Genomic DNA, 25,633 nt, shown 5'->3' with positions numbered 1-25,633 from the left:
AACGTGGAGTTCAAGAAAGAACTGTGCTTCCTGCATTGCACACACCGCATGGGCTTGTGAAGGGCGAAATGCTATGGCGGAGGCGAGACAACCAAGGCCGCTCATGCTGACCACGTCCTCCGCCCATGTCCTGACCGCCCTGAAGCAGGCCACCATTCGCGATACGAGCGATCTGCGACAGGTGCTGGTGCCTGAACTGCTGCGCCAGCTTTCCGAAGGGCATGCGGAGGCGGAGAAAAACCTTCTCGCGCACCAGGATGGCCTCGCCTGCGCCCGCACCTTGTGCGCCGACATGGATGGCATCGTCCGCACCATCTACGACGCGGTGGTGGGCCATCTCTACCCCGCCGCCAACCCGTCATCGGGCGAACGGCTCGCGGTTGTGGCGACCGGGGGATATGGGCGCGGGACGCTCGCTCCCGGCTCGGATGTGGATCTCCTATTCCTGCTGCCCTACAAGCAGACTGCCTGGAGCGAGAGCGTCGTCGAAGCGATCCTGTATGTGCTGTGGGACCTGAAATTAAAGGTCGGCCACGCGACCCGGTCGGTCGAGGAGTGCATGCGCGAGGCCGCAGGCGACATGACGATCCGCACCTCCCTGCTGGAAGCGCGCTATCTCTTTGGCGATCTCGAACTCTACGACACGCTGGTCGAGCGCTTCGACCGGGAACTGGTGGCCGTTTCTGCTCCCGCCTTCGTGGACGCCAAGCTCAAGGAACGCGACGCCCGCGTGGCGAAAGCCGGTGTGTCGCGCTACCTCGTGGAGCCCAACGTCAAGGACGGCAAGGGCGGCCTGCGCGATCTCAACACGCTCTTCTGGATCGCCAAATACGTCTATCGGGTGCGTGAGCCGGAAGAGCTGGTGCGCGCGGGCCTGTTCACGCCGGAAGAATTCCAGCTCTTTGCCCGCTGCGAGGAATTTCTCTGGCGGGTGCGCTGCCATCTTCACTTCGTCACCGGCCGCGCGGAGGAGCGCCTGACGTTCGACCTGCAGCGCGTCATCGCGGAACGGATCGGCTACAAGGGGCGCGGCGGACTGTCCGGCGTCGAGCGCTTCATGAAGGCGTATTTTCGCGTCGCCAAGGATGTGGGCGATCTCACCGCCATCGTCTGCGCGGAACTCGAAGCCCGGCAGACCAAGCGTCGTCCTGTCCTCAACCGGTTGTTCGGCCATTTCCGCCGTCAGCGCGGCGGCGCATTGGTGGCGGACGATTTCATCATCGACAACAACCGCATCAACGTCGTCGATGACCTCGCCTTCGAGCGCGACCCGGTCAATCTCATCCGCCTGTTCTGGCTCGCCGACAAACACAATTTGCCGATCAACCCTGACGCGACGCGCCTGGCGACGCGCTCGCTCAAGCTCATCACCCCGACCCTGCGCAAGGACCCGGACGCCAACCGGATGTTCGTCGACATCCTGTCGTCGAAGAACGCGCCGGAGGTGGTGCTGCGACTGATGAACGAGGCCGGCGTGCTCGGGCGCTTCGTGCCGGATTTCGGCCGCATCGTGTCGATGATGCAGTTCAACATGTATCACCACTACACGGTCGACGAGCACCTGCTGCGCTCCATCGGGGTGCTGACCGAGATCGAGGCCGGACGGCTGGGCGACGATCACCCGCTGGCCAACACCATCGTGGGCACGATCCGCAACCGGCGGGCGTTGTTCGTGGCGGTGTTCCTGCACGATATCGCCAAGGGCCGGCCGGCCGATCATTCGCAGGCGGGCGCGATCATCGCCCGCAAGCTCGGTCCGCGCTTCGGCCTGTCAGAGGCCGAGACCGAGACCGTGGCGTGGCTGGTGGAACACCACCTGTTGATGTCCAACACCGCCCAGAGCCGAGACCTGTCCGATCCTGCCACCATCAAGGCCTTTGCCGCCGTGGTGCAGACGATGGAGCGACTGAAGCTGCTGCTCGTGTTGACCATCGTCGACATCAAGGCCGTGGGCCCGGGGGTGTGGACGGGATGGAAAGGGCAGCTGCTCCGCAACCTGTACCACGAGACCGAGATCCTTCTCGGCGGCGGGACGGCCGATATCGCCCGCTCCGAGCGCGTGAGGCTGGCACAGGAGGAACTCCGGCAGGAACTTCCGAGCTGGACGGCCGAGGATTTCGACGTGTATGCGGCGCGTCTCTCGCCGGGCTACTGGCTCAAGACCGACCTGTCCCGGCGCATCAAGCAGGCGAGGTTCGTGCGCGAGGCGGAGAAAGCCGGACGGACGGTGACGACCCACTATGAGACCGATCCCTTCCGGGGCGTCACAGAATTGACGGTGCTGTCGCCGGACCATCCCCGCCTGCTCGCCATCGTGACGGGCGCTTGCGCGGCAGCCGGCGGCAACATCGTCGATGCGCAGATTTTCACCACGAGCGACGGCATGGCGCTCGACACCATCGTCCTGTCGCGGGCCTTCGACCGGGACGAGGACGAGCTGCGCCGGGCAGGCCGCGTCGCCAACGCCATCGAGCGCGCCCTGAAGGGAGAAGTCCGGATCGCCGATCTGGTGGACGGCAAGCGACCCGCGCAACCCCGCGTGAAGCCGTTCAACGTGCCGCCTGAGGTCACGATCGACAATTCCCTGTCGAACCGGCAGACGGTGATCGAGATTTCGGGCCTCGACCGCCCGGGTCTTCTCTACGACCTCACGACGGCGCTGGGAAAGCTCAACCTCAACATCGCGTCAGCCCATATCGTGACTTTCGGCGAGAAGGCCGTGGACGTCTTCTACGTCACCGATCTGACGGGCACCAAGGTCACCCATGCGGGCCGCCAGGCCGCCATCCGCCGCGCCGTTCTGGACGTGTTCAAGCGCTAGCGGGCCCTTGGCGTGGTGCAGGCGCTTGATTTGTCGGCGCGACGGTCTGATATGTGCGTTGAAACCCATTCCTCGATTGCAGTTGATGTATGATGAATCAAAACGACACCGACCCGCAAAACCAGACCGCCCAGCCCGATTCCGTCGCGGATGCCCCGGCTGCCGACCCCATCGCGGCGCTCGAGGCCGAAAAGACTGAACTCAAGGACAAGTTCCTCCGTCTCATGGCCGATATGGAAAACCTGCGTCGGCGCACCGAGCGCGAGGTCGCCGACGCGCGGACCTATGCGGTCGCGAATTTTGCCCGCGACATGCTCAACGTGGCGGACAACGTGCGGCGTGGCATCGAGAATGTCCCGGCCGACGCGCGGGAGAGCGCCGAGGGCGCCTTCAAGGGTCTTCTCGAGGGGATCGACCTGACCGAGCGCGACCTCCTCAAGACGCTTGAACGCCACGGCGTGCGCAAGCTCGATCCGCAGGGCCAGAAATTCGATCCGCATGTCCACCAGGCGATGTTCGAGGTTCCCAATCCCGATGTCCCGAACGGAACGGTCGTGCAGGTGGTGCAGTCAGGCTATGTGATCGGCGACCGCGTCCTGCGTCCGGCTCTGGTCGGCGTCGCCAAGGGCGGCCCGAAGGCCGGGGGCGGCGACGCGCAGGACAACACGACCCCGCCGCTGAACTAGGCGCGTGTTTCCCGACCCCGTCAGCGCGGAAACTGTCGGGGTCGCGGTGTTCGCCCTGTCGGGTGCCCTTGTGGCTGCCCGGCGCGGCATGGACCCGTTCGGCTTTGCCATGCTGGCGACCGTTACGGGGATCGGCGGCGGCACTTTGCGGGACCTGCTGATCGGGACTCGCCCGGTCTTCTGGGTCAGCGAGCCACGCGACCTGCTGGTTTGCCTGTTCGTCGCCGGGGCGCTGTTTCTGCTCGGGCCGCGCCGAGTCCGCGTCTTTGACGGCGGCCGGCGGGGCCTTGCCCTTTTGTGGGCGGATGCCCTCGGCCTGGCGCTCTTCGCCGTGATGGGGACGGCCAAGGCACTGGCGGCGGGCGCGCCAGCCCTGTCGGCCATCGTGCTGGGCACGGTCACGGCCACGTTCGGAGGCATCCTGCGGGACATCCTCGCGGGTACCACGCCCCTCGTGCTGCGACAGGAAATCTATGTCACCGCAGCGGCTCTCGGGGCTGGCGTCATGGTCGGCTTGAGCAGCCTGGGACTCGATCCGCAGATCTGCGCGATCGCGGGCTTTGCGGCGGCTTTCGTGCTGCGGGCGCTCGCGATCAGTCGCGGCTGGTCGCTTCCCGCGTTCCCGCGCCGGGATTGACCGTCACGGGGCCATGTCGACGCTGTCGATGACGTTGCGAAACCGCGGGAGTGTGTCGGCTCGCTGCGCGACCCGGGCGATCCCCACCATCCGCACGTAGCGGTCCGGATCGAACCGAATGCTCTGCATGACGATGATCGGCTCGCCCGAAGCGGTGTCGACGGCCTTGGCGACGATCTCGTGCCAATCCTGCCCTTTCAGGCGAAACGACTCGGCGCGTTCGATCGCCACATCCTTGATGCTCTGGTTGGAGGTGAGCGCGTTGCGGGCGAAACGGTCCCGCTGCTCGGTGGTGTAGGGCGGCGGCGCGACGGAAACCGCCAGGATCAGGACGGGCTGTTCCACGGCCTTGATGGTATCGAGCGGGCCCTCGGTCAGCAGCACGGAATTGCCCGCCAGCACCCTCACGGGCCGGAAGCCGGCCCTGTCGGCGATGCGGAAGGGCAGGGCGGAGATCTGCTCGTCGAGGGAGACCGGCCCGCGCAGGGCCACGCTCGTCAGTGCCTTGCGCATCTGCTGTTCGCTGTAGCCGTCCCCGCCACCTTCCACTTGGGCAATCAGGAGCGCCGTCATGTCGGCGCCCTTGACGGCCAGCACCCATTTCCGCCCCTTGACCGGGCTTGTCATGGCGCCCGAAATGAGGAGGCCCGAGGACGCTCCGACCTTCACGGTCTCGCGCGACGTCACGGTCAGGCCCTGGCGCTTGAGGGCGTCCTTGGTGAGGCCTACGACCAACTGGTCGTAGGCCTCCCGCGGCATTTCCGAGATCGTGATCGCAGCGGCCTTTTCCGCATTCTCGAACCCGCTGAAGCGTTTCGACAGCACCATGTCGTCGAGCGGCACGAGACCGACCCGGGAAGCGGGGGGAAAGACCGGCTCGGCTGAAAACGCCGCCTGAAGCGACAGCAGAACAAAGGCGGCGGCCAGGGGAGCTTTCATCGTGGTCTCCAAACCCTCTCGAAGAAGCGCCCATAGGAAATGCCCGGCGCGGCCTCGGCTATCTCACGCGGGCGAACGATGCCCGATCCCTCAGGCTTAGAGCGCCCGCACAACCTTGCGCAAGGTGAGATTCAGCCGCCCCCCTTGCGGCAGGAGGTCCGAGCTTCCCGGCAGAAGCCGGTCGATGCCGTGAAAAGCGAGCCGCGCCGGCCCGCCGAACACCACAGCGTCGCCGGATTTCAGCCGGATCGAGCGGGTCGGGTCCTTGCGGTCGAGGCCGCCATAGCGAAACAGGGCGGTGTCGCCGAGCGACAGGGAGACAACGGGCGCGCCCAGTTCATCCTCGTCCTTGTCCTGATGGAGGCCCATCTTCGCCGTGGGTTCGTAGAAATTGATCAGGCAGGCATCCGGCGGATGGGGGAAATCGCTGAGCGTTGTCCAGGCCTTAAGCAGAACCGGCGGCAGGGGCGGCCAGGGCGCGCCGGTCTCGGGATGGGTGGGCTGGTAGCGATAGCCCGTCTGGTCCGACACCCAGCCCAGCGGGCCGCAATTGGTCATGCGCACGGAGAACGGCTTGCCGGTGCGCGGCATGCGCGGCGTGTAGAGCGGTGCAGCCCGCGTTATCGCCCGGATGGCGTCGAGCAGGGCCTCCTGGACCGCACGGTCGAGATAATCGGGGTAATACGTGAAACCCGGCGCCAGACTCAAACCCACGCGACGGCTCCTCCCTGGAGATGATCAGACGGCCTTCCAGAAAATCGTGGTGTCGCAAAAGGCTCCGTCCGGGAACAAGGCGTAATTGGGAATGACACCGGCCTTCGTCCAGCCCAGCCGGGCGTAAAGCCGCTCGGCGGTCGAGCCGGTGACGGTGTCCAGGGTGAGCAGGCACAGGTTTCGCCGCCGGGCCTCGTCCTCCAAACTGCTCAGCAGCCGCCCGGCAACACCCTGGCCGCGTCCGGACCTGTGGACCAGCAGCTTCTTCACGTCGCCGCGATGGCGCTGGTTGCAGGGGCCGTCGAGCCCGAGCTGCACCGTGCCCACCAGGACATCGTCGCGATAGGCCCCAAACAGGATCGTCTTGTCGGCCGCAACCGAGTCGAGCACCCCGACCCACCATGCGGCGGCATCGTCCACGGAGAACGGCCACATAAAACTGACCGATGCGCCGCCCTCGACGCAATCGGCCAGAACCTCCGCAAGCCGGCGCTGCTCGCGACGGGCGCTCTCAGCGTCGAGCATGCGGACGTCGATCACGCGTCGAGAACCTTCTTGTCCTCGACCGTGGTGTCGGCCTTCAGGCGGTAGACGAGCGGGATGCCGGTCGAAAGCTCCATCGACGGGATCGTCTCAGGGGTCAGTCCGTCCAGCACCATCACCAAGGCCCGCAGGGAATTGCCGTGGGCTGCCACCAGCACACGCTCGCCGCGCATGACCCGGGGCAGGATCTCGCGCAGGTAGTACGGCAGCACCCGCGCCACCGTGTCCTTGAGGCTCTCGCCGCCCGGAGGCTTCACGTCGTAGGAGCGCCGCCACAGGTGGACCTGGTCCTCGCCCCAGCGGGCGCGCGCGTCATCCTTGTTCAGCCCCGAGAGGTCGCCGTAATCGCGCTCGTTGAGCGCCTCGTCGGCGAGCGTCGGAAGGCCGGGCTGGCCGAGCGCCTCGAGCAGCAGGGTGCAGGTCCGCTGCGCCCGCGACAGGTTGGACGTGAAGGCCACATCGAACTGCACGTCCATGGCTTTCAGGCGACGCCCGGCGGTGATCGCCTCCTCGATTCCGAGGTCGGTGAGGTCCGGGTCCTTCCAGCCGGTGAACAGGTTCTTGAGGTTCCAATCACTCTGGCCGTGACGGACGAGGACGAGAAGGCGGTTCATCGTGAGAACTCCGGGACAGGGAAACAAAGAGCGAGGGCGGACAGGTTTGCGGTTTCAAAGACCGGGCGGGGCCGGAGCCCTCTTTACCGGCGGTTCCCGCCCGGCGTCAAAAGCCGAGCACGTCCGCCATGGTGTAATAGCCGGGCTTCTTGTCGAAGGCCCAGAGCGCCGCCTTCACGGCCCCCCGGGCGAACAGGCTGCGGTCCTCGGCCCGGTGGGTGAGTTCGATGCGCTCTCCGTTGCCCGCAAACGTGACCGTATGGTCGCCCACCACGGTGCCGCCGCGCAGGGCCGCAAAGCCGATATCGCCGCTGCGGCGTGCGCCCACATGGCCGTCGCGCGAGCGCACGGAGCGATCCTCGAGCGAGATCCCGCGCCCCGCTGCTGCGGCCTCGCCCAGCAGGAGCGCCGTTCCCGACGGGGCATCCACCTTCATGCGGTGGTGCATCTCGACGATCTCGATGTCGAAATCCTCGCCCAGGGTCTCGGCGGCCTTGCGCACGAGACCGGCCAGCATGTTGACGCCTAGCGACATGTTGCCGGACTGGACGATGCGGGCATGGCGGGCGGCCGCCTCCAGCGTCTCGAAATCCGCCGGTTGGAGGCCGGTGGTGCCGATCACGTGGACGATGCGAGCTTGCGCCGCGAGCCCCGCGAACGCGGCGGTTGCGGCCGGACTGGTAAAGTCGAGGACGCCATCGGCCGCGGCGAAAACCGGCAGCGGGTCGTCGGTGATGGTGACGTCGAGCAGGCCGACGCCGGCGATGAGGCCCGCATCGTGGTCCAGCGCCTCCGATCCGCCGCGTTCGATGGCGCCGACCAGGCGACAGCCGTCGGTTTCAGCGATCGCCCGGATGAGGATCCGGCCCATGCGCCCAGCGGCGCCGACGACGACGAGACGCATCTCGGTCATGGCTCTCGACTCCCGTATCCCTGCGCCAGACGGGTCAAGCCGGTCCGGCGGGTTCTCAGACCTCGGTGCCTTCGATCACGATGATCTCGGCGGTGGCGTGTCCGTCGCGTTTGGCCTTCACGGCCTGGTAGTCGGCGGAATCCCAGCAGGCCTGCGCGGCCTCAACGGAGGGAAACTCGAGCACGATGTTGCGGCTTCGGCTGGGGCCCTCGACCGCCCGGAACGGGCCGCCGCGTACGAGGAAGCGCCCGCCGAACCTGGCGAAGACCGGGCCGTTGCTGTCGACATAGGCCTGATAGGCCTCCGGATTGGCCACATCGACGCGTCCGATCCAGTACCCCTTCTTCATCAGTCGGCTCCCTCGACGAGCACGAACTCGGCCACGCAGGCGCCATCGCGCTTGGCCTTGGCGGCCTGATATTCGGGCGAGTGATAGTAGCGCCGGGCCTGCTCCATGGACTCGAACTCGATCACCACGTTGCGGGCCCGCGCCTCGCCCTCCAGCGCCTCGAAGGCGCCGCCGCGCACGAGCGGCTTGCCGTTATACTGGCGGATGGCCGCCGTCGCCCCCTTGGCATATTCCGCATAGGCTTCAGGGTTTGTCACGGTCACGCGCGCGATCACATAAGCTTTGGGCATGGATGGTTCCTCGGTGTCGGATCGGCACGGAACGCCAGGGACACCCCGGCGTCAACCTGCCGAGGCGGCGGAAATGTCGGCAACGATCGCCTGCGCGACCGCCCTGGGATCGACAGCCTGGATGATGGGCCGTGCGACAACCAGATGATCGGCGCCGCCGCGAATGGCCTCTTGCGGCGTCATCACCCGCTTCTGATCGCCGGTCGCGGCGCCCGCGGGGCGAATGCCCGGTGTCACGATGAGCCTGTCAGGCCCCAGAAGAGCACGCACCCGCGATGCTTCGGGGGCAGCACAGACAATGCCGTCAATGCCGATGTCGCGCGCCTGGACCGTCCTGCGCGCCACGAGGTCTGCCGCGTGGCCGGGGGCGTAGCCTGCCTCGACGAGATCATCGTCGTCATATGAGGTGAGCACGGTGACGGCGAGGATCTTGAGCGCCGTCCCTTCCCGCCCCGCCACGGCCGCCCGCATGGTCTGGGGATAGGCATGAACGGTGAGGAAGGTGACGCCGAGCTGGGACACGGCGCGAACACCGGCCTCGACCGTGTTGCCGATGTCGTGGAGTTTCAGGTCCAGAAAGACCTTCTTGCCGGACTCGACCAGCTCGCGCGCGAAAGAAAGCCCGCCCGCATAACCGAGCTGATAGCCGATCTTGTAGAAGGTCCCCGCATCGCCGATCCGGTGCACCAGCGCGCGAGCGTCCTCCACGGACGAGAGATCGAGGCCGATGATGAGGGAATCGCGAGGGTCTTTGACCGGGAAAGGCTCACCGGCATGGGCCGCTGTCGCGCTCACGGGGTCTTGACCTTGTTGTAGACCCAGACCCGTGCCGGCGGGAGGTTGCGCCAGACCCGGTTGGACCCGCGCGCGTCGTAGAGTTCGGACCGGGCCGGGATCGGCGGGACGACCGCGTAGGTGAACTGGATGAACGGGGCGTCCGGATGCATCATCGCCTGGGCGGTCTCCAGCAGGTCGAGGCGCTGGTCCATCGGCTTGGTGAAGAGCGGCAGGCTGGACACGGTGGCGGCTGGCTGCTCCGTCAGGATCCCCGACAGGGTCTCCTTGAGATCGTAGGCGTCGCCCTGGATGATCGTCGCCTTCGGAAAGCGCCGCTTGAGAAGCTGGCAGAACTCGGGATTGAATTCGATGAGGACCAGCCGGTCTTGGGCGACCCCGCGGCGGATGAGGGCGTCGGTGACGGGGCCCGTGCCGGGCCCGAGCTCGAGGATCGGGCCGGGGATACGGGGATCGACGTAGGACGCCATGGTCCTGGCCAGCGCCTTGCCGGAGGGCATGACGGCCCCGATGGCGAGCGGACGTTCCAGCCAGAGCCTGAGAAACTGCGCTTCGTCTTTGAAACGATCCTTGCCAAGGGGCAATTTTCGGTGACTGGGTCGTTGGAACGACTGTAGCACTGCGTTAGCCCCTTGAACGGCAGATCACGAAGGTTCTTTAGAACTCAATGAAAACGACCGTCAAGCTAAGTTGATCCACTGAACCCGTCGAGGAATTCGCGAACCCGTGCAAAAAAGCCGGAACTCTCGGGATGATTGTCCTTCGACGATTCCTCATCGAACTCCGCCAGGAGTTCGCGCTGCCGCTTGGACAGGTTCTGCGGCGTTTCCACGGCGACCTGGATGTAGAGATCACCGACATCCCGCGAGCGCAGGACCGGCATCCCCTTTGCCTTGAGACGGAACTGCTTGCCCGATTGTGTGCCTTCCGGGACCTTCAGGCTCGTATCCGCTCCGCCGATGGTCGGGACCTTGAGCTCGCCGCCGAGGGCTGCCGTGACCATGGAAATCGGCACACGGCAGAACAGGTCCGCTCCATCGCGCTGGAAGAACTGATGCGCCTGGATCGACAGGAAAATGTAGAGATCGCCTGCCGGGCCGCCGCGTGTTCCGGCCTCGCCCTCGCCGGCAAGCCGGATGCGGGTGCCTTCCTCGACACCGGCCGGAATGTTCACGGACAGAACGCGCTCGCGGGTCACGCGCCCTGCGCCGCCGCAATCCGCGCACGGATCGTCGATGACCTCGCCGCGGCCGTGGCAATTGGGGCAGGTCCGCTCGATGGAGAAGAAGCCCTGGGTGGCGCGCACGCGCCCCGCGCCGCCGCAGGTCGGGCATTGCTTGGGCTTGGAGCCGGGCTTGGCGCCGCTGCCGCTACAGGATTCGCAGGTGATGGAGGTCGGGATCTTGAGTTCGGCGGTCTTGCCGAGAAAAGCTTCCTCAAGAGTGATCTCGAGATTGTAGCGCATGTCGGCGCCACGTTCGCGGCCGCCCGTACTGCGCCCGCGCCCGCGGGTCTCGCCGAAGAAATTCTCGAAGATATCGGTCATGAATTCGGAGAAATCATTGCCGAATCCCGGTCCGCCCGCGCCGCCGCCATTGGCGAAGGCCGCGTGACCGTAGCGGTCGTAGGCCGCCCGTTTCTGCCCGTCGGACAGGGTCTGGTAGGCCTCGTTGATTTCCTTGAACTTCAGCTCGGCTTCTTCATTCCCGGGGTTGCGGTCCGGGTGAAACTGCATCGCAAGCTTGCGGAAGGTGGTCTTGAGCTCCACCTCCGTGACCGTCCTCGACACCCCGAGGACCTCGTAAAAATCGCGTTTGGACATTGTGCTCCGCCCCCTGGACCCGACGACGTCCGGGCTGAGATCACGCAGCCCAAACGGTCAGATAAGGGTGCCCCTCTTCATGAGCAATCCCCGGGACCAGCCCGGGGATTGCGTCGTTTTCTGGATCAGGCGCGCTTCTTCTTGTCGTCGTCCTCGACTTCCTGGAAGTCGGCGTCGATGACATCGTCTTTCTTCTTGGCCTCGCCGTCCGGAGCCTCTTCGCCCCCTTCAGCGCCCTGGGTTGCCTGATACATGGCCTCGCCCAGCTTCATGGAGGCCTGCATCAGATCCGTGGTACGGGCCTTGACGACCTCGGCATCGGTCCCGGCCAAGGCCTGCTTGAGCGCCTCGATGGCGGTCTCGATGCCCTGGCGGTCGCTCTCCGAGACCTTGCTGCCGTATTCGGCGAGCGACTTCTCGGTGGCGTGAACGAGGCTTTCGCCCTGGTTCTTGGCTTCCACCATCTCGCGACGCTTCTTGTCGTCGGCGGCGTTGGCCTCGGCGTCCTTGACCATCTTGTCGATGTCGGCCTCGGACAGACCACCGGATGCCTGGATGCGGATCTGCTGCTCCTTGTTGGTGGCTTTGTCCTTCGCCGTCACGTTGACGATGCCGTTGGCGTCGATGTCGAAGGTCACCTCGACCTGCGGCACGCCGCGCGGGGCCGGCGGAATGCCCATCAGGTCGAACTGACCGAGCATCTTGTTGTCGGCCGCCATCTCGCGTTCGCCCTGGAAGACCCGGATCGTGACCGCGTTCTGATTGTCCTCGGCGGTCGAGAAGACCTGGCCCTTCTTGGTCGGGATGGTCGTGTTGCGCTCGATCAGACGGGTAAACACGCCGCCCAGGGTCTCGATGCCAAGGGAAAGCGGGGTGACGTCGAGAAGCAGCACATCCTTGACGTCGCCCTGGAGGACGCCGGCCTGGATGGCAGCGCCGATCGCCACGACTTCGTCCGGGTTGACGCCCTTGTGAGGCTCCTTGCCGAAGAACGACTTCACGACTTCCTGGATCTTCGGCATGCGGGTCATGCCGCCGACGAGAACGACCTCGTCGATTTGACCGGCGGTGAGACCGGCATCCTTAAGGGCCTTCTTGCACGGCTCGATGGTCTTCTGGACGAGATCGTCGACCAGGGACTCGAACTTGGCGCGCGACAGCTTGAGCGCCAGATGCTTGGGACCGGAGGCATCTGCCGTGATGTAGGGCAGGTTGATTTCGGTCTGCTGCGTCGAGGACAGTTCGATCTTGGCCTTCTCGGCCGCTTCCTTGAGGCGCTGCAGGGCAAGCTTGTCCTTGGTCAGGTCAATGCCCTGCTCCTTCTTGAACTCGGCCGCCAGATACTCGACGAGACGCATGTCGAAATCTTCGCCGCCGAGGAAGGTGTCGCCGTTGGTGGACTTCACCTCGAACACGCCGTCGCCGATCTCGAGAACCGAGACGTCGAAGGTGCCGCCGCCGAGGTCATAGACCGCGATGGTGCCGTGTTGCTTCTTGTCGAGGCCGTAGGCCAGCGCTGCCGCCGTCGGCTCGTTGATGATGCGCAGCACTTCGAGGCCGGCGATCTTGCCGGCATCCTTGGTGGCCTGACGCTGGGCGTCATTGAAATAGGCCGGAACGGTGATCACCGCCTGGGTGACGGGCTGTCCGAGATAAGCCTCGGCCGTCTCCTTCATCTTTTGAACGATGAAGGCGGAGATCTGCGACGGCGAATACTGCTTGCCGTCGACCTCGACCCACGCGTCGCTATTGGGTCCCTTGACGATCTTGTAGGGGACAAGGCCCATGTCCTTCTTGGTCATGGGGTCGTCGAAGGTGCGCCCGATCAGGCGCTTGATGGCGAAGAAGGTGCGCTCTGGATTGGTCACGGCCTGCCGTTTGGCGGCCTGCCCGACGAGACGCTCGCCGTCATCCGTGAAAGCGACGATGGACGGGGTCGTCCGCGCGCCTTCGGCGTTTTCGATTACTTTTGGCTGCGCGCCTTCCATGACGGCAACGCAGGAATTGGTGGTTCCGAGGTCGATACCAATAACTTTACCCATGGCGGGATCCCTCACTTTCAAGCAGACCGCCGAGCCCCGAAGCGGCACGGCCCATGGCTGGACGTTGATGATAGTCGGGAGCCCTTCCAATGAAGCGCCCCCGGTGCAATCGCTGATATAAGAAGGGGCCGAGATGGCCGCAAGTCGATCTTGCGGCCTCATTTGCTTCAATTCGCCAATGGGGGCGCCAAAGCAGGGCGGGCATGCGTCAAACGGGTGTTCGAATTGCCCGCAAGCCCTTGATTTTCAATCGCTCGCCAGTGGAGGGTGGCCGGTCACAGGCCGCGCTTGACCTCAGCCAGGGCCCGACTGAACGCCTCGGCGAAACTCTCCCGTTCCGGGGGCGAAAGGTCCCTGGCGATGACGACCTCCTGCCCACGCGAGGAGAGCGCCAGGCGCTGGAGCCCGAAATCGGCATCGTCCTGCCGGTCGAGCCGTGTCCAGAGGGGGTTGAACAGCCATTCCCGGGCCACCCCGCGGGGATCGACCTTGCGCAGCAGCAATCGCACCGGGGTCAGTTCGAGAACCTCAAACGCCAGGCCCTGCCGGTAGCTGACCCGAAACGCGATATAAAGCCCGAGAAAATCGAGGCCGAAGAACCCAACCACCGGCCAGAAGCCGAGGATCACGAAGGGCAGGCTGACAACGATCGAGGCGACGCACAGGAGCATCATCAGGACCCGGAAGCCCTGCGGGCCGAGGGAGCGATGGGGCCGGATCTCGGCGCAGAAGACGGGGCTGTCCGATCGATGCGGGGAATCGTATGCCATCTTGCCGGTCCCTTCGCGGTGGTTATAACGCGTTCATGCCCGAACTGAAACGGTCGCCACGCCGCATCCCGAAGACCCCAGGCGAGTCCCCGGCCAAGCCGACGGTTGCGCGCCGGCCCGCCAAGGCCGTTCGTCCGCCAAAGCCCGTCGACCAGGCGACATTGGTGGAGATCTTCCGGCGCTTCCACGCCGAAAATCCCGAGCCAAAGGGGGAACTGGACTACACCAACCCCTACACCCTGCTCGTCGCCGTCGCCCTGTCGGCGCAATCCACCGATGTGGGGGTCAACAAGGCGACCCGGGCGCTGTTTGCCGTCGCGGACACGCCGCAGAAGATGCTCGACCTCGGCGAGGAGGGCCTGCGCGAGCATGTGAAAACCCTGAACTTCTTCAACACCAAGGCGCGCAACGTCATGGCCCTCGCGCGGCGCCTGGTCGATGAATTCGGCGGCGAGGTGCCGGACAGCGTGGAGATCCTGGAAACCCTGCCGGGCGTTGGGCGCAAGACCGCGAGCGTGCTGGTCAATGTCGCGTTTGGCGACCCTCGAATCGCTGTGGACACGCATATCTTCCGGGTCACAAACCGCATCCCGTTTGCGATCACCAGAACCCCGCTCGAGACGCAGGTCGCGCTGGAGGCGCGGATTCCGGACGCCTACCGGCTCCATGCCCATCACTGGCTGATCCTGCATGGGCGCTACGTCTGCAAGGCGCGAAAGCCCGAATGCTGGCGCTGCCTGATCGCCGATCTGTGCCGCTACCCGGACAAGACCCTCCCGGGATAGCTCAGCCGAAGACGATCAAGCCGGCCAAACCCGCCGACCCGACGATGATCCGCCACCAGGCGAACGGCGTGAAGCCGTGCCGGGAGACATAATTCAGCAGGGTGCGGACAACGAACAGTGCGGACACGAACGCCGCAATGAACCCGACCGTGATGATCCGGACGTCGTCGGCCGTCAGGATGCTGTAATTCTTGAGGAGGTCATACGCGAAGGCGCCCGCCATGGTGGGGATCGCCAGAAAGAACGAAAATTCGGCCGCCGCCCGCTTGTCGGCCCCGAGCAGCATGCCGCCGACGATCGTCGCGCCCGAGCGCGACACCCCCGGCACCATCGCGAGGCATTGCAGGAAGCCGATCTTGATATACATCGCGATCGGGAACTTGGTGGCGTCCTTGTAGGTCGCGCGAAGCGGCATGGAATCCACCATCATCAGCACGAAGCCGCCGGCGATCAGCGTCATGCAGACGATCCAGGGATTGAACAGCACGTCCTTGATGAAGCTGTGAAGCGCCGCCCCGATGATGGCGGCCGGCAGGAAGGCCGCCAGGAGGCCGATCACGAAGCGGCGCGCGTCCGGGTCGTAGGGCAGGGCGCGGGCAATCGCCCACAGCCGATTGAAGTAGACCGCCAGGATCGCCAGGATGGCGCCCAGCTGAATCAGGACCTCGAAGGTCTTGCCGGTGGATTCGAATCCGAGGAAATGACCGATCAGGAGGAGGTGCCCGGTGGAGGACACCGGCAGGAATTCCGTCAGGCCTTCGACAAGGCCGAGAAAGAGCGCCTCGAACATTTGCGACATCGTTGACATTCCTCAGACCGGCGCCACTTGCAGGGGGCTTCATAACCCTGTCAAGGTCGATTGCGCACCACGCGCCCGACGCCTGCGTCGAGGACATGTGATTCACCAAAATTCCTTACGAACTCTTAAGGAAACACGGCCTTATTCTCGCCGCCTGTTTCGCGTCTGACACGCTCATGGCCATCCTGCATTCCTATCCCTTCTGCCCGCAATCGCGGTTCGCACGCCTTGTCCTTGGCGAACACGGCATCGAGCCGGAGATCGCCGACGAGAAGCCGTGGGAACGCCGCGTGCCGCTGCTGGAGATCAACCCGGGCGGCAACCTGCCGGTCTTCGTGGACGAGAACGGGCTGGCGGTGCCCGGCGCCCATGTGATGGCGGAGTATCTCGAGGATACGCGGGGCGAGGCGATGGGCGACCGACGCCTGCTGCCTCCGGGCGCGGCGGCGCGTATGGAGGTCCGCCGGCTGATGGATTGGTTCCTCGTGAAGTTCAACGAGGAGGTCTCGGACTATCTCGCCACGGAGAAGATCTACAAGCGCTTCATGCCGCTGGATCTGGGCGGAGGCCCGCCCGATATGGGGGCGATTCGCGCGGCACGGGCCAACGTGCGATATCACCTCAACTATATCGGATATCTCATCGCCTCGCGGAACTGGCTTGCGGGCGACCAACTGACTTACGCCGACCTTGCGGCGGCGGCCCACCTCTCTGTGGTGGATTACCTCGGCGACGTGCCATGGGACGAGAACGAGACGGCGAAGCATTGGTACGCGCGGGTGAAATCCCGGCCGTCCTTCCGCACCCTGCTGGCCGATCGGGTTCCGGGGATGGCGGCCTCCGAACAATACGACAACCTCGACTTCTGACCGGCGAGGGCCTCAAGCGCGCCCTCGTTGAGCGCGCGAGGGCGCTCGGCTTCGACACCGTCCGGGTCACGCGCCCTGACGCAATGCCGCTGGCGCCCGAACGGCTCGCCGCGTGGCTCGCGCAAGGCTTCCAAGGATCGATGGACTGGATGGCCGACACGGCCGACCGGCGCGCCGACCCGCGCATTCTGTGGCCACAGGTCCAGAGCGTCATCCTGCTGGGGCTGAATTACGGCCCGACGACCGATCCGCTCGCCGCACTCGCCCTCAAGGACCGGGCGTCGATCTCGGTCTATGCCCGCAACCGCGACTATCACGATGTCATCAAGGGAAAGCTCAAGGAGGCCGCGGGCCTCCTGGCGGTCCGCGGCGGTTCGGACGTGAAGGTCTTCGTCGACACCGCACCGGTGATGGAAAAGCCATTGGCTGAGGCGTCAGGGCTCGGCTGGCAGGGCAAGCACACGGTCGTCGTGTCGCGGGAATTCGGCAACTGGCTGTTTCTGGGGGCGATCTTCACCACTGCGGACTTGCCGGTGGACGAGCCGGAGACGGACCATTGCGGCTCCTGTCGTCGCTGCCTCGATGTCTGCCCGACGAACGCCTTCCCGGCGCCTTACCAACTCGATGCGCGCCGCTGCATCTCGTATCTCACCATCGAGCATAAGGGCCATATCGCCGAGGAGTTTCGCGCGCCGATCGGCAACCGCATCTTCGGATGCGACGATTGTCTGGCGGTCTGCCCGTGGAACAAGTTCGCGCAGGCCGGCCGCGAGGCGCGGCTCATGCAGCGCGAGGATCTCGCGGCTGTTCCGCTCTCGGAACTCGCCCGTCTCGACGACGCGGATTTCAGGATCCGGTTCGCCGGCACGCCGATCAAGCGTGCGGGGCGGGACCGTTTCCTGCGCAACGTCCTCATCGCCATCGGCAATTCCGGCGATCCGGCCCTGGCGGCCGACGCGGTGGCGCACCTCGACGATTCGTCTCCGCTGGTGCGGGCCATGGCCGTCTGGGCAAGCGCCCGCCTGCTGACGCCCGGCGAGATCACCGCCTTGCGCGACGCCCGCCAGGCGCGCGAGACCGACGATGACGTCCTGCGGGAATGGTCCCGGATCTCCCCCTCTCATGCCGCCCGCGAAAGCGCCCCATGAATCTCTTTGTTTTCGGCCTCGGCTACGCGGCGCAGGCGCTCATCGCGCGCGAGGACTTCCCCTGGACATCGGTGGCCGGGACCGTGCGGGATGCCGAGAAGGCGGATCGCCTGAGGGCCGAGGGCATTGACGCGCTGGTCTTTGACGACGTGAGGGCCGTCACCGCGTCCTTACGCTCCGCGGACGCCATCCTCGTCTCGACCCCGCCATCGACCGGCCAGGACCCGGCCTTTGCGGCGTACGCGCCCATCGTGGCAGCAACTGCCGCAAACGCCTCATGGCTGGGCTACCTCTCGACCACCGGGGTCTATGGTGACCACAAGGGGGCGTGGGTCGACGAGACGGCGCCCGCCGAGCCCCGCAGCGAGCGTTCGGCACGCCGCGTTGCGGCCGAGCAATCGTGGCTCGCCTGGGGCGAGGCCGCCGGGCCGGCCGTTGCGATCTTCCGGCTGTCCGGCATTTACGGGCCGGGCCGGAATGCCTTCGTGTCCCTGGCGCGCGGAACCGCGCAGCGAATCGTCAAGGAAGGGCAGGTCTCCAACCGCATCCATGTGGATGACATCGCCACCGTCCTGGCAGCCTCTATGCGTCGGCCGCGCCGGGGGGCCATCTACAATGTGTCGGATTGCGAACCTGCCCCGCCGCAGGACATCATCGCCTATGCGGCCGAGCGGGCGGGAATTCCGGTGCCGCCGGCCATCGCTTTCGCGGACGCGGTCCTCAGTCCCATGTCGCAGAGCTTTTATGCAGAGAACAAACGCATCTCCAACCGGCTCATCCTGTCCGAGCTGAATGTGCGCCTGCGCTACCCGACCTACCGGGAAGGGCTCGACGCCCTCTTTGCCGAAGGGGCCGCCGATCAGGCCAGGTGACGGGTGGCCTCGGGGCCGAAATGGTCGATATAGCGTGGATTGATCTGGGCGACCGGCATCACGACCAGCACGTCGGTGGTGCCGAATTGACGGTCCACCACCGCCCCCTGGCCGAAAGTCGCGCCGATCCGCAGGTAGCCCTTGATCAGCGGCGGGAGGGCTCTGAGGGCTGATTTCGGGTCGACCCCCTCGGGCGGCAGCAAGTCCATGGAAATGGCCCGATCTCGCAGGGCCGGCGCCCGCCACTCCGCGCTGGCGCCCGCATGGTGATGCAGGAAACTCAGCGGCAGCGCGAGCTTGCGGGGATCGGTGCCCTCGAGGCTGGCGCATCCGATCATCACATCCACCCGGTGGTGCAGCACATAAGCCCAGATGCCGTGCCACAGCAGTTCCACCGTCCGTTTGTTGCGATAGGGCTTCGACACGCAGGACCGGCCCAGTTCCAGGAACCGCAGGTCTGGATGAGCGGCGATCATGGGAGCGACGTCGAACTCGCCAGCGGTATAAAAGCCCCAGTTGCGGTCGGCCACCTCCTGCCGCAGCAAGCGGTAGGTGCCGATGACCTTGGGTTTGGCAGTCCGAAAGCGCTTCGCCTTCACCGCATGGTCGAGGACCAGCAGGTGGTCGCACAGAAGGTCGAAATCGTCGATATCGCGGCGGGACAGCCTGGCAGAGGCGCTGGGAGCGGCCGACATCTCCTCGAAGAACACCTTGTAGCGCAGCTTCTGGGCGCGGCGGATATCCTTGGTGGTGGTGGCAAGCCGCACTTCCAGGGATCCCAGTCGGCCCAGCAGCGGATTGAGGGTGCCATGGTCGCGAACGATGCGGGTTCGCCCCGGCAGAAGATCGCCCATGCGCCCTGGACGCAGGAGCGGAACCGGATAGGCCGGTGTCAGGACCGGGAGAGGTGAAACCGTTGGGGTCATCGGGGAGGGGATCATCGAAACCTCGCTCGCCCGCGCGCCAGTTCCCGGGCCATCGGACGGTGAGACCGTCTTGTTTCGTGACATAGGGCTCATTTCAAACGGTAATGTGACGACGAATTCCGTGGATGACGAGAGGGTTACCCGTCCTTCGATAAAAAACTGTCACAAACCGGCGTCGTTGCATCCCCTCTTTCGCGGCGTCAGGCGGCGTTTGGCCGGCGATCCGATTGCGCCCGGTACGACAGGGCCTCGGCCAGGTGAATCCGGCGAACATGCTCCTCGCTGTCGAGATCGGCCAGGGTTCGCGCGACCTTGAGCACCCGGTGAAATCCGCGCGCGGAAAGGCGCATCGCATTGGCGGCGTCGTGAAGCAGGGCGGTCCCCTCGCGATCCGGTTGGGCGATCTGCTCGATGACGGCAGCAGGGCAGGCGGCGTTCGTGGAAATGCTGTCGAGTCCCAGGGCCGCGAAGCGTCTCGCCTGCCGGTCCCGTGCGATCTTGACCCTCGCCTTCGCCTCGGCGGAGCCCTCGGTCGGCGGTGGAAGGATCAGATCCGAGGCTGCAATGGCCGGCACCTCGATGGACAGGTCGATGCGATCGAGCAGCGGTCCCGAGATACGGGCCTGATAATGCGCCATGCAGCGTTCATTCGGCTGACGGCGACAGACGTATCCCGGTTCCCTCGCCTGTCCGCACCGGCACGGATTCATGGCCGCCACGAGCTGGAAGCGGGCCGGATAGGTAACCCGGTGATTGGCGCGCGCGATGAGGATTTCGCCCGCCTCGAGAGGCTGGCGCAGGGAATCCAGGACTTGCGGCTGAAATTCCGGCATCTCGTCGAGAAACAGGACGCCATGATGCGCAAGCGAGGCCTCGCCGGGACGGGCGTTGAGCCCCCCGCCCACCAGCGCCGCCATGGAGGCGGAGTGATGGGGCGCGCGGAACGGCCGACGGCTCGACAATGCGCCGTTCGCCAGCAGGCCCGCCACGGACTGGATCATCGAGACCTCGAGCAGTTCGCGGGGCGTCAGCGGCGGCAGAATCGACGGCAGGCGTTGGGCCAGCATTGACTTGCCGGCGCCCGGCGGACCGCTCATGAGCAGATTATGCGCGCCGGCGGCCGCAATCTCGAGGGTCCGCTTGGCGCTTTCCTGTCCCTTGATGTCGCGCAGATCCGGTTGCGGACCGGAGCTCGGCAAGATGGCGGGTTCGGGGCGGGCCATCACCTGCGTTCCCTTGAAATGATTGGCGAGCTGAATCAGCGACCGCGGCGCCAGTATCTCGAGGTCGCTGCTGGCCCACGCAGCCTCCGGTCCGCAGGGATGGGGGCAGATCAGCCCATGACCGTTTCCGTTTGCCGCGATGGCGGCGGTCAGGACGCCCGCCACTGCCGTGATCGAGCCGTCGAGGGCAAGCTCTCCCAGCACGGTAAAGCCGTTCAGCGCGTCGGCCGGAATGGCCCCCATGGCGGCCATGACCCCGAGCGCGATCGGCAGATCGTAGTGGCTGCCCTCCTTGGGCAGATCTGCCGGGGCAAGGTTCACGGTGATGCGCTTGGCGGGAAGCGAGAGCCCGGATGCGATGAGCGCCGAGCGGACGCGCTCGCGCGATTCTGCCACCGCCTTGTCGGCAAGCCCGACGATCATGAAGGCGACGTTCCCGGGCGCAATCTGGACCTGAACGTCGACCGGTCGCGCCTCGATGCCCTCAAAGGCGACGGTTGAAACCCGCGTGACCATGGTTGGCCTCCCTGCCGTTCGACGTGTGTACCGAACGCGCAGGAAATGCGATAGTGTTTCAATTCACGGGATGACGAGTTTTGTCGCAGCGCAAAAGGGCTGGGAACCGTGGGGATTCTCGCCCGTTGTGAGAGATATTGTCGCGGCAGGCCCCGTCGTGGCCTACACGGCCGCCGGCCCTTCTCACGGAGCGTGGCGTCAAACCAGGGAATATCATGCCGGCCAAGTCCAGCCCTCTCGATCAAATGGCTCGGCCACCCCCGGACAGGACAATCAGCGACCCTTACAAGGCCATCTTCGACACGGCTCCTGTCGCCATTTCGATGCTGGACCCTCACACGCACAACACGCCGGTCGTATTCGCCAATGCGGCTTTCTCGAGGCTGACCGGTTATGACTCTGCGGAAACGCAGGGGCGACCGGGAGATTTCCTCCACGGCCCCGAGTCGGATCCAGAAACCGCAGCTGCTATCCATCGGGCGCTTGCGTCCGGCGTAGCGATCGAGGCCGAGATTCTCAGCTACCGCAAGGATGGGTCTTCGTTCTGGAGCGCGGTCGCCATTCGTCCGATCGCCGACGCAGACGGCCAACTGATCTATGTGTCCGTGTCACAGCGCGATGTGACCCCCATGAGGCATCAGGCGTTGGAGAGTGCGGAATCGCGGCGCATGCTTGAGCGCGAGATTGCTCGCCGGACGGCCGATCTTCAGACCGCTCTCGACCAGAAGACCGCCTTGCTCCACGAAGTCGATCATCGCGTCAAGAACAGCCTCCAGGTCATCGCCTCCCTGGTGCTGCTGAAGGCAAGGCGTGTCCGGAGTCCTGAAACCCGGCGCGTGCTGAACGAACTCGCCGAGCGAGTGGCAGCCCTGTCGACGGTCCATCGACTTTTGTATACGGGCGGCGATCTCGGACGCTTCGACCTCGGTCTGTTTGCCCGCGAACTGGTGACCGAGATGGCGTCCCATCTTCATCCGGATCAGGTCACACTGAATCTTAACGTCGATGCTGTCAAAATCCCCGCTGCGAAGGGAGCGTCCCTGGCGCTGCTCCTGAACGAACTCGTGGGAAATGCGGTCAAGCACGCGTTCCCGGACGGGCGCAAAGGCGTCCTGACTGTGGAGATCCGCAATCGGGGCGACCGGATCCACATCGTGGTGGATGACGACGGCGTCGGCATCGACCACGCTCCTCCGCCCGAAGGGTGCTTCGGCCGGACTTTGATCGACCTGCTGGTGCGGCAATCCAGCGGAGAGCTGGCCTGGAGCGATCGCGGCGCAGGAACCCGCGCAGAGGTTGTGCTGCCCGTCGGCACAGAGGAGATTCGCGCGTGAACACCGAAAGATCGCTTCGTATCCTGATCGTGGAGGACGAGGTCCTGATCGCTCTCGAGCTGGAAAGCCTGCTGCTGGATGCGGGCCACGATGTGGTGAGCGTCGCGACCTCTTCGGTCGAAGCCCTGCGGCAGGCCGAGCAGTTCAGCCCCGACCTCGCGCTCGTTGACATTCACCTGACGGATGGGCCCACCGGGGTCGACGTCGCCCGCCGGCTCGCGGCCGAACGCGGCATCACGGTGGTGTTCATGACCGCCAACGCCAAGCGCATTCCGGCCGATTTCGCCGGCGCCAGCGGCGTTCTCTCGAAGCCTTATACCGAGCGGGGTGTCAAAGAGGCCCTGGCCTACGTTCTGGCGGCCGAGAGCGGCAGGTCACCTGCGCCGCCCACCACGACCTTCATCCCGTTCGTGGCGGGTGCACGCGCCGACACCCCGTCGGTCGTCTGATCACCTCAGCCGGCGGTCGCTTTCAATCGATAGAGCGCCTCCAGAGCCTCCCGGGGCGTCATCTGATCCGGATCGATCTCCTGCAATGCGATCCTCAGCGTGTCGCTCTGCGGCGGGCTGGGCGGTGCCCTGACCGGAGCGGCAAACAGCGGGAGATCGTCGAGCAACGCCTGTTTGGGACTTTCCCGGTCGGTCCGCTCCAGCTCGCTGAGAATCGCGCGGGCGCGCTCGACGACGATGGCCGGCAGCCCCGCCAGTCGGCCCACTTGCAGCCCATACGACCGGTCGGCCGCCCCCGGCACCACCTCATGCAGGAACACGACCTCGTTGTTCCACTCGGTGACTTTCAGCGTGACGTTCTCGATCCGATCGAGCCTGTCGGCAAGCGCCGTCAGCTCATGGAAATGGGTGGCGAACAGCGCACGGCAGCGATTGGTCTCGTGCAGATGTTCGATCGACGCCCAGGCAATCGACAGGCCGTCGAAGGTGGCGGTGCCGCGCCCGATCTCGTCAAGGATCACGAGCGAGCGCGCGGTTGCCTGATTCAGGATAGCGGCGGTTTCCACCATCTCGACCATGAAGGTCGAGCGCCCGCGGGCAAGATCGTCCGCTGCCCCGACCCGCGAAAACAACCGGTCGACGATCCCGATCCGGGCGGATCTCGCGGGCACGAAGGCGCCCATCTGGGCGAGCACCACCATCAGGGCGTTCTGGCGCAGATAGGTGGATTTGCCGCCCATGTTCGGGCCGGTAATCAGCAGGATATGGCCCGCATCATCGCCGGACAGTTCCGAATCGTTGGCGATGAAGGCCGTCCCGTCGCGCTTGAGCGCGGCCTCCACCACAGGGTGTCGGCCGGCCTTGATGGAAAACGACAGGCTGTCGTCGATTGCCGGCCGAACCCAGTCCCGATCGACGGCAAGTTCTGACAGCGCCGCACAGACGTCGACCACCGCCATCGCCTCGGCAGCGGCGGAAATCTCGGCGGATTGCAAGACGAGGCCCGCGGCCATGCTGTCGAAGTGACCGAGCTCGATCCGCATTGCGCGGTCCGACGCGGAGGCGATCTTGGATTCGAGTTCGCCCAGCTCCACGGTGGAGAACCTCATGGCGCCCGCCATGGTCTGGCGATGCACGAAGGTTTCCTTCCACGGCTCCTTGAGCAGGTCCTCGCCGATATTCTGCGGCACCTCCACGTAATAGCCGATCATGTGGTTGTGCTTGACGCGCAGCGTGCGGCAGCCGGTCTCGCTCGCGTAGCGCGCCTGCAGGGCCGCGATGAACCGGCGGGAATCCTGCTGCAGCTCACGCAGCTCGTCGAGGGTGGCGTCGTAGCCCGCGCGGATGAAGCCCCCGTCGCGCTTCAGCAGCGGCATCTCGTCCGCCAGCGCCGCCTGCAGCGTGTCGGCGATCTCCGTCCGCAGCGAGCCGAGCGTCGCGGCAGCGGCCGCGAGTTCGGTCGGCAGGGCGCTTCGGGCCAGCAACGCGCCGAGATCGCGCGCGGCGAACAGGGCGTCGCGGACACAGGCGAGATCGCGGGGGCCGCCACGGCCCAGTCCGAGACGGGACAGGGCCCGGGCGAGATCGGGCGCGCGTTTGAGGTTCCGCCGCGCGGCGTCCCGCAGGCTAGCGTTCTCGACCAGGTAGGCGACCGCGTCGTGGCGATCGCGGATCAGGCCGGTCTGCGTCAGCGGCCCGGCAAGCCGCTCGGCCAGAAGGCGGGCGCCGCCCGGCGTGACCGTGCAATCGATCGTCGCGAGCAAACTGCCGGCACGCTCGCCCGAGAGCGTACGGGTCAGCTCGAGATTGGCGCGCGTGGCCGCATCGATGGCGAGCGCAGCCCCAGTCTGGTTGCTGGTCGGCGGGTGGAGGACCGGGCGGCTGCCGATCTGCGTCTTCTCGATGTAGAACAACGCCGAACCCGCCGCCGCGATGGCGGCGCGGTCGAATGCCCCGAACGCGTCGAGGGTAGCGACGCCGAAATACTCCTTGAGCCGTCGTTCGGCTGAGGCAGGGTCAAGCCCATCCCGCGACAGGGGCGTCAGCGAGGCGCGGGTCTCACGCCAGAAGGCCGCAAGGTCCGCGTCCTCGGCGATGCTGTCGGGGAGAAGGATCTCCCGCGGCTCGAAGCGCGCGATCTCGGCCGGAAGGCCTGCCGCATCGGTCTCGCTCAGGGCGAAATGCCCGGTCGAGATATCCACCGCCGCCAACCCGTAACGCCACGCCGTCTCCGACAGCCTCCGCCGCGCGATGGCGAGGAAGAAGTTCGGCCGGCCGGGATCGAGAAGGCGCTCCTCGGTGATGGTCCCGGGGGTGACGAGCCGGACAACGTCGCGACGCACGACCGATTTGGCGCCCCGCTTCTTAGCCTCGGCAGGGTCCTCCATCTGCTCGCAGACCGCCACCCGATGGCCGAGACCGATGAGACGCTGGAGATAATCGTCGGCGCGGTCGATGGGTACCCCGCACATGGGGATGTCCTGGCCCTGATGCTTGCCCCGCTTGGTCAGGACGATGCCCAGTGCCCGGCTGGCGGTCTCCGCATCCTCGAAGAACAGTTCGTAGAAATCGCCCATCCGGTAGAACAGCAGGCAATCCGGATTGGCGGCCTTGATCTCCACATACTGCGCCATCATGGGCGTCACGCGGTGATCGGCGGGGGCTGCTTTCGCGGCCGCGTCGTCGGGCGGGCTGGCTTCGGGGGGCTGACAGAGCGCTTGGGATGACATCCCGCCTGTCCTAGCAAACCCGGCCGTTTGTTTCATCCGCCGATTGGA

At 65.8% G+C, this 25,633-nt stretch carries 25 protein-coding genes; 9 read left to right on the top strand and 16 right to left on the bottom strand.

What is annotated here, in order from left to right; all coding sequences use genetic code 11:
* Window positions 1-103 precede the first annotated feature (103 nt).
* The 3 genes from J4G32_RS20285 (at window position 104) to J4G32_RS20275 (ending at window position 4,144) form a co-directional block, all read left to right on the top strand.
* Entirely contained in the window at window positions 104-2,821 is a 2,718-nt protein-coding gene (locus J4G32_RS20285) for a [protein-PII] uridylyltransferase (protein WP_210497381.1), read from the top strand.
* Window positions 2,822-2,913: 92 nt separating this feature from the next.
* Window positions 2,914-3,507: a nucleotide exchange factor GrpE gene (gene grpE, locus J4G32_RS20280; RefSeq protein WP_246505394.1), complete on the top strand. Its 594-nt coding sequence runs from the start codon at window positions 2,914-2,916 to the stop codon at window positions 3,505-3,507.
* A 4-nt stretch (window positions 3,508-3,511) separates the two neighbouring features.
* Window positions 3,512-4,144, top strand: a complete 633-nt coding sequence (locus J4G32_RS20275; RefSeq protein ID WP_343232695.1) for a trimeric intracellular cation channel family protein — start codon at window positions 3,512-3,514, stop codon at window positions 4,142-4,144.
* Window positions 4,145-4,147: 3 nt separating this feature from the next.
* Here the strand turns inward: J4G32_RS20275 and J4G32_RS20270 are convergent, their stop codons facing one another.
* From J4G32_RS20270 to J4G32_RS20215, 12 genes are all read right to left on the bottom strand, one after another.
* A complete protein-coding gene (locus J4G32_RS20270) occupies window positions 4,148-5,083 on the bottom strand; it encodes a hypothetical protein (protein WP_210497379.1) in 936 nt (311 codons plus the stop codon).
* A gap of 96 nt (window positions 5,084-5,179) precedes the next feature.
* Window positions 5,180-5,797: an alpha-ketoglutarate-dependent dioxygenase AlkB family protein gene (locus J4G32_RS20265; protein ID WP_210497378.1), complete on the bottom strand. Its 618-nt coding sequence runs from the start codon at window positions 5,795-5,797 to the stop codon at window positions 5,180-5,182.
* Between the two features lie 24 nt (window positions 5,798-5,821).
* The gene (locus tag J4G32_RS20260; RefSeq protein ID WP_210497377.1) at window positions 5,822-6,337 is read right to left on the bottom strand and encodes a GNAT family N-acetyltransferase; all 516 of its coding nucleotides are present in this window, start codon (window positions 6,335-6,337) and stop codon (window positions 5,822-5,824) included.
* Window positions 6,334-6,954 carry a 2,3-bisphosphoglycerate-dependent phosphoglycerate mutase gene (locus tag J4G32_RS20255; RefSeq protein ID WP_210497376.1) on the bottom strand — a complete coding sequence of 207 codons (621 nt, stop codon included), beginning with the start codon at window positions 6,952-6,954 and terminating at the stop codon, window positions 6,334-6,336. Before J4G32_RS20255 ends, J4G32_RS20260 begins: the two co-directional genes overlap by 4 nt.
* A 106-nt stretch (window positions 6,955-7,060) precedes the next feature.
* On the bottom strand, window positions 7,061-7,858 hold the full coding sequence (gene dapB / locus J4G32_RS20250) for a 4-hydroxy-tetrahydrodipicolinate reductase (RefSeq protein ID WP_210497466.1): 798 nt from the start codon (window positions 7,856-7,858) through the stop codon (window positions 7,061-7,063).
* A gap of 64 nt (window positions 7,859-7,922) precedes the next feature.
* Window positions 7,923-8,216 carry a DUF1330 domain-containing protein gene (locus J4G32_RS20245; protein WP_210497375.1) on the bottom strand — a complete coding sequence of 98 codons (294 nt, stop codon included), beginning with the start codon at window positions 8,214-8,216 and terminating at the stop codon, window positions 7,923-7,925.
* Entirely contained in the window at window positions 8,216-8,506 is a 291-nt protein-coding gene (locus tag J4G32_RS20240; protein ID WP_210497374.1) for a DUF1330 domain-containing protein, read from the bottom strand. The genes J4G32_RS20245 and J4G32_RS20240 overlap by 1 nt, the downstream gene beginning before the upstream one ends.
* Window positions 8,507-8,557: 51 nt before the next feature.
* Window positions 8,558-9,301, bottom strand: a complete 744-nt coding sequence (gene pyrF, locus J4G32_RS20235; RefSeq protein ID WP_210497373.1) for an orotidine-5'-phosphate decarboxylase — start codon at window positions 9,299-9,301, stop codon at window positions 8,558-8,560.
* Window positions 9,298-9,921 carry a class I SAM-dependent methyltransferase gene (locus J4G32_RS20230; protein WP_210497372.1) on the bottom strand — a complete coding sequence of 208 codons (624 nt, stop codon included), beginning with the start codon at window positions 9,919-9,921 and terminating at the stop codon, window positions 9,298-9,300. The genes pyrF and J4G32_RS20230 overlap by 4 nt, the downstream gene beginning before the upstream one ends.
* Before the next feature lie 65 nt (window positions 9,922-9,986).
* Window positions 9,987-11,123: a molecular chaperone DnaJ gene (gene dnaJ, locus J4G32_RS20225; protein ID WP_210497371.1), complete on the bottom strand. Its 1,137-nt coding sequence runs from the start codon at window positions 11,121-11,123 to the stop codon at window positions 9,987-9,989.
* A 125-nt stretch (window positions 11,124-11,248) separates the two neighbouring features.
* Complete coding sequence (gene dnaK, locus J4G32_RS20220; protein WP_210497370.1) at window positions 11,249-13,165, bottom strand: molecular chaperone DnaK; 1,917 nt, start codon at window positions 13,163-13,165, stop codon at window positions 11,249-11,251.
* A 275-nt stretch (window positions 13,166-13,440) separates the two neighbouring features.
* Entirely contained in the window at window positions 13,441-13,935 is a 495-nt protein-coding gene (locus J4G32_RS20215; protein WP_210497369.1) for a DUF2244 domain-containing protein, read from the bottom strand.
* A 35-nt stretch (window positions 13,936-13,970) separates the two neighbouring features.
* Between J4G32_RS20215 and nth the strand changes: the two genes are divergently transcribed.
* Window positions 13,971-14,720 (top strand): endonuclease III, encoded by a 750-nt coding sequence (gene nth / locus J4G32_RS20210; RefSeq protein ID WP_210497368.1) that lies wholly within the window; start codon window positions 13,971-13,973, stop codon window positions 14,718-14,720.
* A 1-nt stretch (window position 14,721) separates the two neighbouring features.
* Here nth and J4G32_RS20205 read toward each other — a convergent pair whose 3' ends face one another.
* Window positions 14,722-15,519, bottom strand: coding sequence for an undecaprenyl-diphosphate phosphatase (locus J4G32_RS20205; protein ID WP_210497367.1), 798 nt, complete (start codon window positions 15,517-15,519; stop codon window positions 14,722-14,724).
* Between the two features lie 176 nt (window positions 15,520-15,695).
* On the opposite strand from J4G32_RS20205, the gene J4G32_RS20200 reads away from it, so the two are divergent.
* From J4G32_RS20200 to J4G32_RS20190, 3 genes are read left to right on the top strand one after another with little or no spacing between them, the layout of a single operon-like run.
* On the top strand, window positions 15,696-16,388 hold the full coding sequence (locus J4G32_RS20200; RefSeq protein ID WP_210497366.1) for a glutathione S-transferase family protein: 693 nt from the start codon (window positions 15,696-15,698) through the stop codon (window positions 16,386-16,388).
* On the top strand, window positions 16,385-17,536 hold the full coding sequence (gene queG, locus J4G32_RS20195) for a tRNA epoxyqueuosine(34) reductase QueG (RefSeq protein WP_281413596.1): 1,152 nt from the start codon (window positions 16,385-16,387) through the stop codon (window positions 17,534-17,536). Before J4G32_RS20200 ends, queG begins: the two co-directional genes overlap by 4 nt.
* Window positions 17,533-18,408, top strand: a complete 876-nt coding sequence (locus tag J4G32_RS20190) for an SDR family oxidoreductase (RefSeq protein WP_210497365.1) — start codon at window positions 17,533-17,535, stop codon at window positions 18,406-18,408. Before queG ends, J4G32_RS20190 begins: the two co-directional genes overlap by 4 nt.
* On the opposite strand, the gene olsB is transcribed toward J4G32_RS20190, so the two are convergent.
* Window positions 18,396-19,334 carry a l-ornithine N(alpha)-acyltransferase gene (gene olsB / locus J4G32_RS20185; protein WP_425515541.1) on the bottom strand — a complete coding sequence of 313 codons (939 nt, stop codon included), beginning with the start codon at window positions 19,332-19,334 and terminating at the stop codon, window positions 18,396-18,398. The two genes, J4G32_RS20190 and olsB, sit on opposite strands and share 13 nt — an antisense overlap.
* Window positions 19,335-19,534: 200 nt before the next feature.
* On the bottom strand, window positions 19,535-21,073 hold the full coding sequence (locus tag J4G32_RS20180) for a YifB family Mg chelatase-like AAA ATPase (protein ID WP_210497363.1): 1,539 nt from the start codon (window positions 21,071-21,073) through the stop codon (window positions 19,535-19,537).
* A gap of 215 nt (window positions 21,074-21,288) precedes the next feature.
* Between J4G32_RS20180 and J4G32_RS20175 the strand changes: the two genes are divergently transcribed.
* Window positions 21,289-22,407 (top strand): sensor histidine kinase, encoded by a 1,119-nt coding sequence (locus J4G32_RS20175; RefSeq protein ID WP_210497362.1) that lies wholly within the window; start codon window positions 21,289-21,291, stop codon window positions 22,405-22,407.
* Window positions 22,404-22,856, top strand: a complete 453-nt coding sequence (locus tag J4G32_RS20170; protein ID WP_210497361.1) for a response regulator — start codon at window positions 22,404-22,406, stop codon at window positions 22,854-22,856. Before J4G32_RS20175 ends, J4G32_RS20170 begins: the two co-directional genes overlap by 4 nt.
* A gap of 5 nt (window positions 22,857-22,861) precedes the next feature.
* On the opposite strand, the gene mutS is transcribed toward J4G32_RS20170, so the two are convergent.
* Window positions 22,862-25,585: a DNA mismatch repair protein MutS gene (gene mutS / locus J4G32_RS20165; protein WP_210497360.1), complete on the bottom strand. Its 2,724-nt coding sequence runs from the start codon at window positions 25,583-25,585 to the stop codon at window positions 22,862-22,864.
* Window positions 25,586-25,633 lie beyond the last annotated feature (48 nt).

The sequence above is a fragment of the Microvirga antarctica genome (assembly GCF_017921815.1).
GTDB classification, from domain to species: Bacteria; Pseudomonadota; Alphaproteobacteria; order Rhizobiales; family Beijerinckiaceae; genus Microvirga; species Microvirga antarctica.
This window is presented reverse-complemented; position numbering and strand designations above follow the sequence as displayed.